Below are 14,072 nucleotides of genomic sequence, written 5' to 3'. Positions count from 1 at the left end.
GTGTATGTTTCATGGCAGTTCCGAAGCGTAAAATGTCCAAAGCACGTCGTGATTCTCGTCGTGCTAATTGGAAACTTACCGTTCCGAATCTGATTGCGTGTCCGCAATGTCATCAATTAAAAATGCCCCACCGTGTGTGCCCTGAATGCGGTTTCTATAACGGAAAGGCGATTGTAACGGCAGAATAATAAGAAGTGAAACAAGCAAGATAAAGGAGTATTCGCTTTATCTTGCTTGTTTTTTTTGTAAAATGCACTTGCATTTTTTAAGAGTGCCCGATATAATTGGTGTTAGTAACAGGTAATAAAACTTGTTGATAAAAAATTGGGTGATGCTATGGCCGGAAACAAAAAAAAGTTGCGTCAAAATCAATTGTGTCTTGAACTTGATAAAAGTCCTTTTCTCAAAGATGAAGATTTGGCACGTCTATTGGGCGTTAGTGTTCAGACGATTCGCTTAGACCGACTGGAACTTGGTATTCCGGAACTACGCGAACGAATTCGACAAATGGCTCACCAAGCCCAGGGGAAAGTAAAATCAATTGCAAGTGCTGAAGTAGTTGGCGAGCTAATTGATTTAGAACTGGGTAAAAATGGTATTTCTTTAATGACAGTAACAGATGACATGGTTTTTGAAAAGACGCGCGTAGCTAGAGGACATTATATTTATGCGCAGGCCAATTCTTTGGCTTTGGCAGTTCTCGATGTTCCTGTTGCAGTAACGGGCGTTGCTAATATAAAATATAAAGTGCCTATTCACGTTGGCGATAAACTAGTCGCAAAAGCGGAAGTTATAAAAAAACGAGGAAACAAGTTTTTTATTTGGGTGAAAACCAGAAATGATAATAGAGAAGTATTTCGGGCAAAGTTTATTATGGTTTCCTTGTAACAACAGCCAATCGGTTAGTTCGGAGATGAAGGGAGATATCAATGAAGGTTGCCGTTGACGCCATGGGGGGCGATTTAGCACCTCGTGAGATTATACTCGGAGCAATTGAAGCCTTACAGACGGTGCCCTGCGATATCGTTTTGGTAGGAGATCAAGAACTGATTCAAAAGGAACTTGACAAGCAGGGAATGGGGAAAAATGATCGAATTACAATTCACCATGCCAGTGAAGTCATTACCATGGAGGATCATCCCGGCGCCGCTGTTCGCAAAAAGAAAGATTCTTCTGTCGTTGTAGCGACAAGGCTAGTCAAAGAAGGTCTGTGCGATGTAGTTATTTCCGCAGGCAGTACAGGAGCTGCTGTAGCTGCTGCGCTTTTTGGACTCGGACGAATTCCGGGGATTGAGCGTCCTACAATTGCTACACCGATTCCTCATCAGAGTGGTATAACCATTTTACTTGATTCTGGTGCAAATGTAGATTCTAAGCCCAAGCATCTGATGCAAAGTGGTATTATGGGATCCATTTATGCGAAATACGTAATGCAGATCGATGAACCTAAAGTAGGGCTTTTAAATATCGGCGAAGAAGAGACAAAAGGAAATGAGCAGGCTCTTGCGACGTATCCTCTGTTAAAACAATTAAAAACAATTCGATTTATTGGCAATGTAGAAGGCCGTGACATTATGAAAGGAACGGCTGATGTTATTGTTTGTGATGGCTTTGTCGGCAATGTAGTTTTGAAAGCTGGCGAAGGCCTAGCGAAAGCAATTTTGGAAATGATCAAAGATGCAATCAAACAAAGCGGACTTTTTGTGAAAATAGCATCTTTAATGATTTTACCAGCTTTAAAAACTTTAAAGAAAAAACTTGACTATAGCGAATATGGCGGTGCGCCATTACTTGGTGTAAATGGCGGATTCATTATTTGCCATGGCAGTTCAAAGGCTAAGGCAATCAAAAATGCAATTCGTGTTGCCTATGAATTTCAAGAACGAAAAGTTGTCGAACATATCCGTGAAAGCCTCGCGAAGGAGGGTGATCTCAGTGATGATGAATAATAAAGCAGTTGGGATTATTGGAATTGGCTCCTATTTACCGGAAAAAGAGATGACAAATTACGATTTAGAAAAGTTAGTTGATACAAATGACGAGTGGATTGTTGAACGGACGGGGATCAAAGCGCGTAGAATTGCTGCAGCAGAAGAGAGTACTTCTGATCTGGCCACGATGGCTGCTCGCCGTGCTTTGGCGGACGCTGGTGTTACTGCCGATGAAATAGATCTTATTATTGTGGCAACAGCTACGCCAGACATGCTTTTTCCTTCAACAGCTTGTTTAGTGCAAGATAAACTTCAGGCTTCTCATGCAGCGGCTTTCGATTTAGCAGCAGGTTGCAGTGGGTTTGCCTATGGTCTTGTTACAGGAACTCAGTTTATAAAAAGCGGTTGTTATAAAAAGGTTTTAGTGATTGGGGCAGAAACGTTATCACGAATTCTTGATTGGACAGATCGCAATACTTGTGTTTTGTTCGGTGATGGCGCTGGTGCAGCCGTTCTCGGCGAAGTGGAAGCTGGGTTTGGGCTGTTAGGCAGTTATCTTGGCGCTGACGGTAGCGGCGGTGAACTTTTAAAATTGCCAGCGGGCGGATCTCGTTTGCCAGCTAGTGCTCTTACTGTGACCAATCGGGAACATTATGTTTTTATGAGCGGTAATGAAGTTTTTAAATTTGCCATTAAGATTATGGGAGAGGCCGCATTGAAAGCTTTGGAATCTGCTGGTCTTACTCGTAGTGATGTGGATGTACTTGTACCACATCAGGCTAATATACGTATCATTCAATCGGCGGCAAAACGTTTAAAAATGCCCATGGAAAAAGTTGTTGTAAATCTTGATAAATATGGCAATACTTCCGCTGGGTCGATTCCGATTGCCTTAGATGAGGCATATCATGCTGGAACGATTAAAAAAGGCGACAATGTTGTACTTGTTGGTTTTGGAGCTGGACTTACTTGGGCTTCAGCTGTTATAAAATGGAGCAAGGAGGATAAAACTATTGTTTAAAAACGACTTGTGTGATCTGCTGCAGATCGAATATCCCATAATACAAGGTGGAATGGCTTGGGTAGCTACAGCAGAACTCGCAGCCGCTGTATCGAATGCAGGCGCTTTGGGACTTATTGGTTCAGGTCAAATGCCTGCGGATATTTTGAGGGCAGAGATCCGAAAAGCAAAAGAAATGACAGATAGACCTTTTGGTGTGAATATTATGCTTCGCTCACCGTTTGTAAAAGAGGTGATGCAAGTTGTCATAGATGAAAGAGTTTCTGTAATTACAACAGGAGCGGGAAATCCTGGCGAATATATTCCTGCACTACAGGAGATTAATACAAAAGTTATTCCGGTGGTAGCGTCTGTTGCTCTGGCAAGACGGCTAGAGAAAGTGGGCGTTACGGCAATTATTGCAGAAGGAATGGAAAGCGGCGGCCATGTAGGGACTATTTCTACTATGACACTAGTACCACAAGTGGTTGATGCTGTTAAAATTCCGGTAATTGCTGCCGGTGGTATTGGCGATAGCCGAGCGATGATTGCTGCTTTAGCATTGGGCGCCCAAGGTGTTCAGATTGGTACGCGTTTCGTTGCTTCTACGGAGTGTACAGCTCATCTAAAATATAAAGAGGCTATTTTAAAAGCGAAAGATCGTTCTACCGTGGTGTCTGGTCTTACGACAGGTCATCCTGTTCGAGTGATTGCCAATAAACTTACTAGAGAGCTTGAAGAAATGGAACGCAGTGGCGCATCAATTGAAGAATTAGATCAAAAAGGCGTTGGTAAGCTTCGGGCTGCCGCAAAAGACGGCGATACGGACTATGGTTCTGTTATGGTCGGCCAGGTTGCTGGTTTAATTCAAGATATTAAGCCTGTGAAAGAAATTATTCAAGATCTTGTTAATGGTGTTCCAAAAGTGATTTCTCAGTTAAATACTTTTAGATAATTCTAATTGGGCTTAGAAGGAGGTCGCTATGAGTAAAGTTGCATTTGTATTTCCAGGTCAGGGTTCTCAGTCAGTGGGAATGGGAAAGGAATTCTATGATCAATTTGCTGTAGCAAAAAAAATCTTTCAGGAAGCTGATGAAGCGCTTGGGTTTTCTATTACAGATATGTGCTTTCAGGGACCGGAAGAAGAGCTGAAGAAAACTTATAATACGCAGCCGGCGATACTAACGATGAGTATTGCTTGCTATGAGGTATTAAAAGAAAAAGGCTTAACTCCAGCTATTACGGCAGGCCACAGTTTGGGTGAATATTGCGCCCTTGTTGTTGCAGGTGCCCTTTCTTTTGCTGACGCAGTAAGACTTGTAAGAAAACGCGGTCAATTTATGCAGGAGGCTGTTCCCTTAGGGGAAGGCGGTATGGCTGCTATTTTAGGTCTTGACCGTCAGCTTGTTATTGAAACTTGCCAAAGTATAGAACAGTCCGGTGAAACGGTGCAGGCTGTTAATTTTAACTGTCCAGGACAGATCGTTATTGCTGGTTCCAGTCAAGGCGTGGAAAAGGCAGCAGAGGCCTTAAAAGCAGCTGGCGCGAAACGTGCTGTGATGCTGCCAGTAAGCGCTCCTTTTCATAGTACACTTATGGAGCCTGCTGCAGCGCGATTAGCTGCTGAGCTTGATAAAGTCAATATTTGCGATCCCATTATTCCGGTTGTGGCAAATGTCAATGGCAAGACGCTCCATTCTTCTACTGAAATTAAAGAATCGCTGGTGAAGCAGGCTGCTCATCCGGTGTTATGGGAAGATTGTGTGGCGACGATTCAATCATTTGGAACTACCGATATGGTAGAAGTCGGGCCAGGAAAGGTTCTGACAGGGTTTACGAAAAAGATTGCCAAAGAACTTCATACTTTAAATGTAGAAGATATGGCATCCTTAGAAAAAACCCTTGATTATTTCAAGGAGGTCCGCTAAAATGCATTTAGATGGTAAAGTAGCCCTAGTGACAGGCGCTTCTCGAGGGATTGGCCGTGCAGTGGCGATTCAGTTAGCTCAATCTGGAGCGAAGGTAGTTATTAATTATGCTGGAAATCGTCAAGCCGCGGAAGAAGTTCTTGCTGCGATTGAAGCGATGAAAGGCGAGGCAATTCTTGTGCAAGGTGATGTTTCCAAGGCTGATGCTGTAGAGTCCATGGTAAAACAGGCTGTAGAGCGCTTTGGTCGAATTGATATTCTTGTCAATAATGCCGGAATTACTCGCGATGGTTTGTTGATGCGTCTCAAAGAAGAAGATTGGGATGCTGTGTTAAATACAAATCTAAAAGGTGTTTTTTATTGCACGAAAGCTGTATCGAAACTCATGATGAAGCAGCGTTCTGGCAAAATTATTAATATGACTTCTGTTGTCGGCGTTATGGGTAATGCCGGACAATCTAACTATGCTGCAGCGAAAGCTGGTGTAATTGGATTTACAAAATCAATGGCTAAGGAATTAGCAGCTAGAAATATTCAAGTCAATGCTGTTGCACCGGGATTTATTGCAACAGATATGACTGACGTGCTACCTGAGGCGGTAAAGGCTGATTTGGAAAATAAAATACCGTTGCAAAAGCTCGGCCAGCCAGAAGATATAGCCAATGCGGTTTTATTCCTTGCTTCTGATTTTGCAAGTTATATTACTGGTCAGGTTCTCCATGTTGATGGTGGAATGGTCATGTGAGTTTTTACTGAGTCTTTTGGAAGGAGGTGACGTACATGACAACTTTTGACAAAGTAAAAGAGATCGTAGTTGAACAACTTGGTGTTGATGAAGCCGATGTAACAATCGATTCGACTTTCATTGATGATCTTGGTGCTGACTCGCTTGATATTGTTGAATTGATTATGGCATTCGAAGAGGAATTCAATATTGAGATTCCTGACGAAATCGCTGAAAAAATCAAAACTGTTAAAGACACTGTGGAATACATAGACAAAGAAAAATAAGATCAAGTGATTGTCCGTTTGTTGGGAGTCCCGTGGAAACGATTTTCGCGGGACTTTCTTAAAGATATTGTTCCATTTGAAACGGAGGAGTTGTAATTTGAGACTTCCAGAACTTAAAATCGGTCAGCTTGTAGCGAAAGTTCCTGTCATTCAAGGTGGAATGGCAATACGGCTTTCGACAGCTCGGTTGGCAGCAGCTGTTGCTGAACAGGGCGGTATTGGATTGATTGCAGCTTCTGGTATGACCTTTGATGAGCTTCGGCACGAAATTCGGTTGGCCCGTTCATTAACTAAAGGGATTATCGGTATTAATATTATGGTTGCTGCCAGACAGTTTGCTGGCATTGTTGAGACGGCAATTGACGAGGGCATCGATTTGATTGTCGCTGGAGCTGGTTTTTCCCGCGATATTTTCGGTATGGGAAAAGAATCGGGGACTCCTATTGTTCCAATTGTTTCATCTGTTAAACTTGCGAAAATTTCCGAAATGCTTGGCGCAGCTGCTGTTGTTGTTGAAGGCAAGGAAGCGGGCGGCCATTTAGGAACTGATATTTCAGTCCGCACATTGATTCCCGATATTGTAAAAGCAGTAAAAATTCCTGTCATGGCTGCAGGCGGCGTTATGTCAGGACAGGATATCTGTGAATTAGTTAAAGCCGGTGCATCAGGTGTGCAGCTTGGCACTCGGTTTGCCGCCAGCGAAGAGTCTAATGCCGCACCTGCTTTAAAGGAGTTTTACTTGAAAGCAAAGGCAGAAGACGTAGTGCTGATAAAAAGTCCCGTCGGTTATCCGGGACAAGCCATTCGCAACCCCTTTGTTGAGAAAATCCTCGAAGGTACGCAGCCTGGGCCGACCCAGTGCATTGCCTGCTTAAAACACTGTTCCCAAAGCTTTTGCATTATTCAAGCTCTGATCCGGGCGCAGCAAGGCGATGTAGAAACCGGTCTTGTCTTTACTGGTCAGTACATTCATAAAATAGATGAAATTTTGTCTGTAAAAGAGATTTTTGCGCGTTTAATTGCTGAAGCTGAACAGGTTGACTAAATATACGTGAGGTGAGTATTTTGAAAAGAAGAGTTGTAGTAACAGGTCTTGGCGCCATTACTCCAATTGGCATTGGCAAAGACGCCTACTGGGAGTCTTTGATGGCGGGAAAGTCAGGTATTACGAAAATTACTCGCTTTGATGCATCAGAGTATGCAACACAAATCGCCGGTGAAGTAAAGGGTTTTGATCCGACGAATTATATTGAGAAAAAAGAAGCTAAGCGGATGGATCGTTGCACTCAATTTGCAATTGCCGCAGCCAAAATGGCATTAGAAGATGCTGCCATTGATTTAGAAACCGAAGATCGCAGCCGTATCGGCACACTTGTTGGTACAGGTATCGGCGGTATTGAGACATTACATGATCAATATAAAACGCTGTTTGATAAAGGTCCAAATCGGATTAGTCCTTTTTTTGTACCGATGATGATTGCTAATATGCCATCTGGTCAGATTTCCATTAACTTTGGGTTGCAAGGACCTTGCTTGTGTGTAGTAACAGCTTGTGCTACGGGGACAAATTCGATTGGCGATGCTTTCCGCATGATTGAACGCGGCGATGCCGATGTGATGATTGCTGGTGGTACGGAAGCAGCTATTTCCCAGGCGGCAATGGCCGGCTTTTGTTCCATGAAGGCCATGTCTACCCAAAATGACGAACCAGAAAAAGCATCGAAACCTTTTAATATGGGCCGTGACGGTTTTGTTATGGGTGAAGGCGCTGGGATTGTGATTTTGGAATCTTTAGAACATGCTAAAGCAAGAAATGCTCGAATTTATGCTGAAATGGCTGGTTATGGCACGAATGCTGACGCTTATCATATTACGGCCGTAGCTCCTGGTGGTACACAAGCGGCAAAATGTATGGAAATGGCGATTAAAGATGCTGGTCTTGAGGCAACAGATGTAGACTATATTAATGCTCATGGTACATCTACGCCGCTGAACGATCAGAACGAAACTTTAGCCATTAAAGTTCTTTTTGGCGATTATGCTAAAAAAGTTGCTGTAAGTTCCACTAAATCAATGACAGGCCATCTTTTGGGAGCTGCCGGAGGCATTGAATTTATTGCCTGCGTTTTGGCAATTCAAAATGGTATGATTCCGCCTACTATTAATTATACTCAGCCTGACCCTGAACTTGATCTGGACTATGTTCCCAATGAAGCTCGTAAGCAAGACGTCAATGTAGCAATTTCCAACTCCTTTGGTTTTGGCGGTCATAATGCGACGGTTCTTGCTAAAAAGTATCACGACTGAGTTTATCGATGAAACGACTTTTAGATGAAACTAGGCGGGTAGAGCTGAATCGACTTCTACAGTTTCTTGGTGTCAAAATGAAGAATCTCCAGCTGTTACATCAGGCTCTAACTCATACTTCTTACGCGAATGAAGTTAGGCACAGCGGCTCACTTCATAATGAGCGTCTGGAGTTTCTCGGTGATGCAGTCTTAGATCTTGTAGTGAGTGAAAATTTATTTAGACGTTTTTCTCATTTAACAGAAGGTGAATTGACGAAATCACGAGCCAATATTGTTTGTGAACATACTTTGGCTCAGAAAGCGGCAGAAGCAAATTTAGGTAGCTATCTTTTGCTTGGCAAAGGAGAAGCTTTATCTGGCGGCAGAGAGCGAATTTCTATTTTAGCTGATACTTTTGAGGCAGTGATTGGTGCAGTCTATTTAGAACTTGGTTTTCCGGCGGCAGCAGAAATGATTTTGCGTCTGTTGGAAAAAGAATTGTCACTTATAGAAATTGGTGATTATGTAAAAGACTTTAAAACTTGGTTGCAGGAAGTTGCACAGCGTTCACCTGACAATAAAGTCGTTTATGAAGTGGTAGAACAAAGCGGTCCCGATCATGATAAAGTTTTTACAATTCGCGTTTGTTTAAATGATAGAGAAATGGGTATTGGTGTAGGGAAAAGTAAGAAAGAAGCGGAACAGCGTGCTGCTAAAGCAGCGCTACGTGAACTTCATGTGATTACTGATGAAACTGCATAACTTATAAAGGCGGCCGTAAGGTCGCTTTTTGTTATTAAAGTGAGGTCAATAATTTGAAACAGAATTATATTATTCCCTTGTTTATTCCCCATTATGGGTGCCCTCATGTTTGTATTTTTTGTAATCAGAAGAAGATAACCGGTCAAGTTTCTCCAATTACACCGCAAGATGTTAGGACACGCTTGGCAGCAGAACTAGCTCTTATTTCACCAAAACGCTTGATTGAAGTTGCTTTTTACGGCGGCAGTTTTACGGCATTGCCGCTTTCACAGCAAAACGAGCTTTTAGCGCCAGCTACTGAATTATTGCAGTTAGGAAAAATTCATTCAATACGCCTTTCGACACGGCCGGATTGTATTAGCAGACCAATTTTGGAAAACTTACGTAATATGGGGGTTTCCATCATTGAACTTGGTGTGCAATCCTTAGATGATGAAGTTCTGCTTGCGTCGGAACGCGGTCACAAAGCTTATCATGTTTTTGCAGCGGTAGAAATGTTAAAAGAATATGGCTTTTCTTTTGGGATTCAGCTTATGCCGGGGTTACCAAAGGAAGATTCAGTTAGTTTGCTTCGCAGCGCCGTTCTTACAGCATCGCTTAGACCGGATATGGTTAGGCTTTATCCAGTCATTGTTTTGGCAGATACGCCTTTGGCGAAAGCCTATCAGCACGGCCTGTACAAACCGCTTTCCTTAGAGAAAGCGATCGCCAAAACAGCCATGGTGAAGCGGCTGCTCTTAGAGCATCATATTCCTGTGATTCGCATGGGGCTCCAGGCGACAGAAGAACTTGATAATAGCAGCGTTCGCTTAGCTGGTCCCTATCATCCCGCTTTTGGTGAGATGGTTATTTCTTATCTTTATCGTCAAGAAGTAAGCCGAATCTTAGAAGCATTGAACTTTAGCGATAAAGCAAATAACCAACAGTTAGAGCTGCATTGCTGTCGGCGTGACGAATCGAAACTACGTGGCCAAAAAAATAACAACTTGCGCTATTGGCAAGAAGTTTTTTCTTGTCAGATTTTCATAAAAGCGAATTTGTCTGATGATGCAGGGATATATATTACCTATAACGGAATTCCTTTTGGAATTGAAAAAATTATATAGAAAAAAATTATAAAATGAATTTCTATTGAAAAAAATACAAAAGAAGGAATTTTAAGGAAAAAGGCGGAATACTTTTACAGTATAGGAAACTTTGCAATGTCCTGAATTCGAAGGAGGTAAAGTCATGGAAGTACTGAAAGTATCGGCGCAATCTATACCCAAATCGGTTGCAGGCGCTCTCGCAGCAGTTTTACGTGAAAAAGGAACTGCAGAAGTACAGGCAGTGGGGGCTGGTGCTGTTAATCAAGCCGTAAAGGCTATCGCTATTTCTCGTGGTTTTGTGGCTCCCAATGGAATTGATTTAGTAGCGATTCCGGCCTTTGCGGAAATTTCAATTGACGGAGAAGAGCGAACGGCAATTCGATTTATTATTGAACCTCGCTAGAAAAGCAAAAGCCTGTTTGCTTGATGCAAGCAGGTTTTTCTTATTGCTATGAGGAATAAATAATAGTTAAAGTTTTTTTGAAAGGTTGCGGTGATTGTTTTGTTGCTTCGAAAAATTGAGGCTTACGGATTTAAGTCGTTTGCCGAAAAAACAGAAATTGCTTTAGGTCCCGGGGTAACTGCAATCGTTGGACCAAATGGCAGTGGAAAAAGCAATATATCTGATGCGATTCGCTGGGCTCTAGGCGAACAAAGTTTGAAAAGCCTTCGCGGCGCGAAAAGCGAGGATGTAATTTTTGCTGGCAGCCAAGGCCGCAGGGCTTTAGGGATTGCTGAAGTCTCGTTGTTTTTTGACAATAGCGATGGTCTTCTGCCCCTTGATTTTAATGAAGTTGTTATAACAAGGCGTGTTTTTCGTTCGGGCGACAGTGAATATTATATTAATAAAAGCTCTTGTCGCTTGAAGGATATTCATGAGCTTTTTGCTGATACAGGTATTGGCCGTGATTCGATGATGGTGATTGGCCAAAATAAGATTGATGAAATTTTAAATGCCAAGCCAGAAGAACGACGGTTGCTTTTTGAGGAAGCAGCTGGCATTACTAAATACAAGCAGCGCAAGCGTGAAGCTCTGCGTAAGATCGAGGAAACTGAAAACAATTTGACGCGTCTTTCCGATATTACTACCGAGATTGAGGGGCAACTGGGACCGTTAGCTGCCAGTGCGGAAAAAACGAAAGCCTACAATGCGCTCTACGAACAGTGGCTTTCTTATCAGGTCAGTCAATTTTTAAAGCGGTTTTATTCTGCTAGCTCGATTGTTGCCGATGCGCAAAAGGATCAAAAGGAATTGACCGAGTCGGAAACTGTTCTGTCGAGCCAAATGTTGTTGGCGGAAACTGAAAGAGATAAAAAGACAGAAGAGCTGGCGGTCAAGGAGGAAACCTACCGTGCAGCGCTAAAAGGTTTGCAACAGATCGAACTGGATTTAAATACGCTGAAGGCTACCGAAGAACTCTTAACCGAACGGCAGCAGCAGAGTGAACGCGAGTGGGAAAGGTTAGTAACAGAACAAACGACTCTTGCTCTACGCAATCAGGAAAATGAGGCAAAGCTGCAAGAGTTTAACACTGCTTTACAAAGTAAAGCAGCGGAACAGCAGGCTTTAAGTCAACAGCTATTGACACTAGAGAGCGATCATGAAGCGATCAAAGAAAAAACAGTTTTTCTAGAGCAAGAAGTTGATAAGAAAAAAGAAGAGCTTTTTGATTTTATGCAAGAGCTTGTGCAACAAAAAAATCATTGCCGAGATTTAGATAAGGAATTACTCTTGCTGGTACAGCAGCAAGCCGAAAAGACAAAACAATTAACGGAAGAAAAAGTCTTATTGGCAAAAACCCAAGAAACGGTTGAGGCTGAGGTTAGTCAGTTACAAGTTTTAGAAACAGAGCGAGAGCAGCTAACAAACCAACAGAAAACGGTTTTACTGGAAAGTCAGGCTATTGAGACGGAAATTTCTTCGCAAGAAGACATGGTAACTAAGCTGCAACGACGCATGCATGACGGAGCAGCGCGACAAAAGGTATTGCTTCACTTGCAGGAGGATTTTGACGGGTTTGGCCGGGGCATCAAAAGCGTTTTAAAAGCAAAGCAACCTTGGCGCAGTGCAATTCATGGCGCTATTGCCCAAGTCATTCATGTGCCGCCGGAATATGTGAAAGCCGTTGAAGTTGCTTTAGGCGTAGCAGCACAGCACCTGATTACCGCAACGGCTGATACGGCAAAATCAGCTATTTCCTACTTAAAGGAGAATAACTTAGGGCGTGTTACTTTTTTACCGCTTGATACAGTGCAAAAGCCGTCGCGACGGGATTACGAGCTGAAAGCGGTTCAAGAGCCCGGCGTTCTGGGGTTTGCCAGTGATGTCATTACTTTTGATCCTTGCTATGAAGCAGCTGTAGTTCAAGTGTTAGGACGGACACTCTTGGTAACAACGATTGACCAGGCCTTAGCTGTGGCGAAGAAATATAAGTACATGCTGCGGCTTGTTACGTTAGAGGGAGAAATCTTAAATCCCGGCGGCTCCTTAACCGGCGGCAGTCTTGGTCGGAAGGAAAATAGCTTTATTGGTCGTCAAAGTGAGATTGAAGAACTCACGAAGCGGCTTGAGCAAGAAAAAATAAATCTAGCAAGCCAGCAGGAGAAGTTAGCAGTTCTTAGAGTCAAACGGCAGCAAAAACAGACTGAACTAAATCAGTGCCAGGTGAAATTTCAAGAAATCGAAATTAAGCAGGCAGAACTTAAAGTACATGCGGAACAGAGCCGACAAAACCAACGGCGCTTTTCGCTTTCTGTCCAGACTTTAACAGAAGAAATCCGCCAGGACAGAGAGCGAGAAAAGACGATTGAGCAAGATTTGGCTTTGGTGCAAGTTCAAGTTGCGGCAATGGATCAAACGCAGGAAGTAAAAAAAGCGATGATTCAACAATTGCAGCTATCGAATAAGGAATACCAGGAAAAGGTAACGCAGCAGCAAGAAGCGGTTACTACCTTAAAGGTAGAATTATCAGCACTCGAACAGAATCTACAGTCTCTTGCCAGTAATTGCGCTTTTTATGAAACACTGCTAGCGGAATCGCAAGAACAAGATAAAAAAATAGCAGCAGAACAGCAAGAGATTATCGAAAAGCGCCAAGAATTTTCTGCCGAGATGACTGAATGCAAACTTCGCAGTGAAGCTTTGCGGCTAGAAAAAGCAGAAACAGAAAAAACTATAAAAAATCTTTACGAAGAAAAAACAAGTGATGTCGCGTTGCTTCAGGCCAAGGAAAAGGATATGAAGGAATTACGTCGACGTCTGCAGGATTTGCAAAATCGTTTGCATGAACGAGAGCTTTTAATTGCTAAGTATCAAGCTGAAGCGATTGCTTGTGAAGAGCAGCTCTTGTCACAGTTCCATTTGTCTTTGTCTGAAGCGAAAGACTATTATTTAGATATTCCAAGTGAAGAGCTACAAAGTAAGATCAAAGTTTTTGATCAGAAAATTGCTGAACTGGGCCCGATTCATGCTGGGGCGATTGAAGAGTATGAAAAGCTGAAAGAACGTTATGAGTTTTTACAGTCTCAGTATCATGATCTCATTTCTGCTAAAAACTATTTAGTGTCTATTGTACAGGAAATGGACCAAACGATGGCGGTTCAATTTAAAGCGGCTTTTGAGGAAATTAACGGCTGTTTTCATGATATTTTTGTGCGACTCTTTGGTGGTGGACAAGCAAAACTTGTGTTGCAGTCGCCTGATAATTTACTGGAAACTGGTATCGAAATTGTCGTGCAGCCACCAGGGAAAAAGCAACAGTATTTGTCGCTCTTTTCCGGTGGGGAACGGTCCTTGACCGTTATTGCCTTACTATTTAGCTTTTTAAGTCATCGTCCGGCGCCTTTTTGTATGGTCGATGAAATTGATGCCGCTCTTGATGAAGCCAATGTAAATCGTTTTAGTGAATTTTTACGAGACTATGCGCAAAAGACACAATTTATTGTTGTTACGCACCGCAAGGGAACGATGGAAATTGCCGATGTGATGCATGGTATCACCATGGAGGAATCGGGAGTATCAAAATTGATTTCTGTTAAATTTTCGGAAAAGGCCGGTTAAGGGG

At 42.7% G+C, this 14,072-nt stretch carries 14 protein-coding genes; all 14 read left to right on the top strand.

The window, feature by feature from the left end:
- Positions 1-11: 11 nt before the first annotated feature.
- The gene (gene rpmF, locus AC0MXB_RS13360; RefSeq protein WP_474040201.1) at positions 12-188 is read left to right on the top strand and encodes a 50S ribosomal protein L32; all 177 of its coding nucleotides are present in this window, start codon (positions 12-14) and stop codon (positions 186-188) included.
- Positions 189-336: 148 nt separating this feature from the next.
- Entirely contained in the window at positions 337-888 is a 552-nt protein-coding gene (gene fapR, locus AC0MXB_RS13355; RefSeq protein WP_474040200.1) for a transcription factor FapR, read from the top strand.
- 41 nt (positions 889-929) lie between these two features.
- Complete coding sequence (gene plsX, locus AC0MXB_RS13350; RefSeq protein ID WP_474040199.1) at positions 930-1,949, top strand: phosphate acyltransferase PlsX; 1,020 nt, start codon at positions 930-932, stop codon at positions 1,947-1,949.
- A complete protein-coding gene (locus AC0MXB_RS13345; RefSeq protein ID WP_474040457.1) occupies positions 1,942-2,952 on the top strand; it encodes a beta-ketoacyl-ACP synthase III in 1,011 nt (336 codons plus the stop codon). Before plsX ends, AC0MXB_RS13345 begins: the two co-directional genes overlap by 8 nt.
- Positions 2,945-3,886 carry an enoyl-[acyl-carrier-protein] reductase FabK gene (gene fabK, locus AC0MXB_RS13340; protein ID WP_474040198.1) on the top strand — a complete coding sequence of 314 codons (942 nt, stop codon included), beginning with the start codon at positions 2,945-2,947 and terminating at the stop codon, positions 3,884-3,886. Before AC0MXB_RS13345 ends, fabK begins: the two co-directional genes overlap by 8 nt.
- 28 nt (positions 3,887-3,914) lie before the next feature.
- Positions 3,915-4,859 carry an ACP S-malonyltransferase gene (fabD, locus tag AC0MXB_RS13335; protein WP_474040197.1) on the top strand — a complete coding sequence of 315 codons (945 nt, stop codon included), beginning with the start codon at positions 3,915-3,917 and terminating at the stop codon, positions 4,857-4,859.
- Between the two features lies 1 nt (position 4,860).
- The gene (gene fabG / locus AC0MXB_RS13330; protein WP_474040196.1) at positions 4,861-5,604 is read left to right on the top strand and encodes a 3-oxoacyl-[acyl-carrier-protein] reductase; all 744 of its coding nucleotides are present in this window, start codon (positions 4,861-4,863) and stop codon (positions 5,602-5,604) included.
- A gap of 35 nt (positions 5,605-5,639) precedes the next feature.
- Positions 5,640-5,870: an acyl carrier protein gene (locus AC0MXB_RS13325; RefSeq protein WP_474040195.1), complete on the top strand. Its 231-nt coding sequence runs from the start codon at positions 5,640-5,642 to the stop codon at positions 5,868-5,870.
- A gap of 97 nt (positions 5,871-5,967) precedes the next feature.
- Positions 5,968-6,915, top strand: coding sequence for an NAD(P)H-dependent flavin oxidoreductase (locus tag AC0MXB_RS13320; protein ID WP_474040193.1), 948 nt, complete (start codon positions 5,968-5,970; stop codon positions 6,913-6,915).
- 20 nt (positions 6,916-6,935) lie between these two features.
- Positions 6,936-8,177: a beta-ketoacyl-ACP synthase II gene (gene fabF / locus AC0MXB_RS13315; RefSeq protein ID WP_474040192.1), complete on the top strand. Its 1,242-nt coding sequence runs from the start codon at positions 6,936-6,938 to the stop codon at positions 8,175-8,177.
- 8 nt (positions 8,178-8,185) lie between these two features.
- Entirely contained in the window at positions 8,186-8,920 is a 735-nt protein-coding gene (rnc, locus tag AC0MXB_RS13310; protein WP_474040191.1) for a ribonuclease III, read from the top strand.
- A 53-nt stretch (positions 8,921-8,973) separates the two neighbouring features.
- The gene (locus AC0MXB_RS13305; RefSeq protein ID WP_474040190.1) at positions 8,974-10,026 is read left to right on the top strand and encodes an elongator complex protein 3; all 1,053 of its coding nucleotides are present in this window, start codon (positions 8,974-8,976) and stop codon (positions 10,024-10,026) included.
- A gap of 124 nt (positions 10,027-10,150) precedes the next feature.
- Positions 10,151-10,411 carry a stage V sporulation protein S gene (locus AC0MXB_RS13300; RefSeq protein ID WP_474040189.1) on the top strand — a complete coding sequence of 87 codons (261 nt, stop codon included), beginning with the start codon at positions 10,151-10,153 and terminating at the stop codon, positions 10,409-10,411.
- 99 nt (positions 10,412-10,510) lie between these two features.
- Positions 10,511-14,068 (top strand): chromosome segregation protein SMC, encoded by a 3,558-nt coding sequence (smc, locus tag AC0MXB_RS13295; RefSeq protein ID WP_474040456.1) that lies wholly within the window; start codon positions 10,511-10,513, stop codon positions 14,066-14,068.
- Positions 14,069-14,072 lie beyond the last annotated feature (4 nt).

This window comes from Pelorhabdus sp. sgz311001, assembly GCF_055901755.1.
Note: the sequence above shows the minus strand (reverse complement) of the source record. Positions and strands in the feature narration are given on the sequence as shown.

Coding starts and splice junctions, on each gene's coding strand:
- rpmF (WP_474040201.1), top strand. CDS start 12: ATGGCAGTTCCGAAGCGTAAAATGTCCAAAGCACGTCGTGATTCTCGT.
- fapR (WP_474040200.1), top strand. CDS start 337: ATGGCCGGAAACAAAAAAAAGTTGCGTCAAAATCAATTGTGTCTTGAA.
- plsX (WP_474040199.1), top strand. CDS start 930: ATGAAGGTTGCCGTTGACGCCATGGGGGGCGATTTAGCACCTCGTGAG.
- AC0MXB_RS13345 (WP_474040457.1), top strand. CDS start 1,942: ATGAATAATAAAGCAGTTGGGATTATTGGAATTGGCTCCTATTTACCG.
- fabD (WP_474040197.1), top strand. CDS start 3,915: ATGAGTAAAGTTGCATTTGTATTTCCAGGTCAGGGTTCTCAGTCAGTG.
- fabG (WP_474040196.1), top strand. CDS start 4,861: ATGCATTTAGATGGTAAAGTAGCCCTAGTGACAGGCGCTTCTCGAGGG.
- AC0MXB_RS13325 (WP_474040195.1), top strand. CDS start 5,640: ATGACAACTTTTGACAAAGTAAAAGAGATCGTAGTTGAACAACTTGGT.
- rnc (WP_474040191.1), top strand. CDS start 8,186: ATGAAACGACTTTTAGATGAAACTAGGCGGGTAGAGCTGAATCGACTT.
- AC0MXB_RS13300 (WP_474040189.1), top strand. CDS start 10,151: ATGGAAGTACTGAAAGTATCGGCGCAATCTATACCCAAATCGGTTGCA.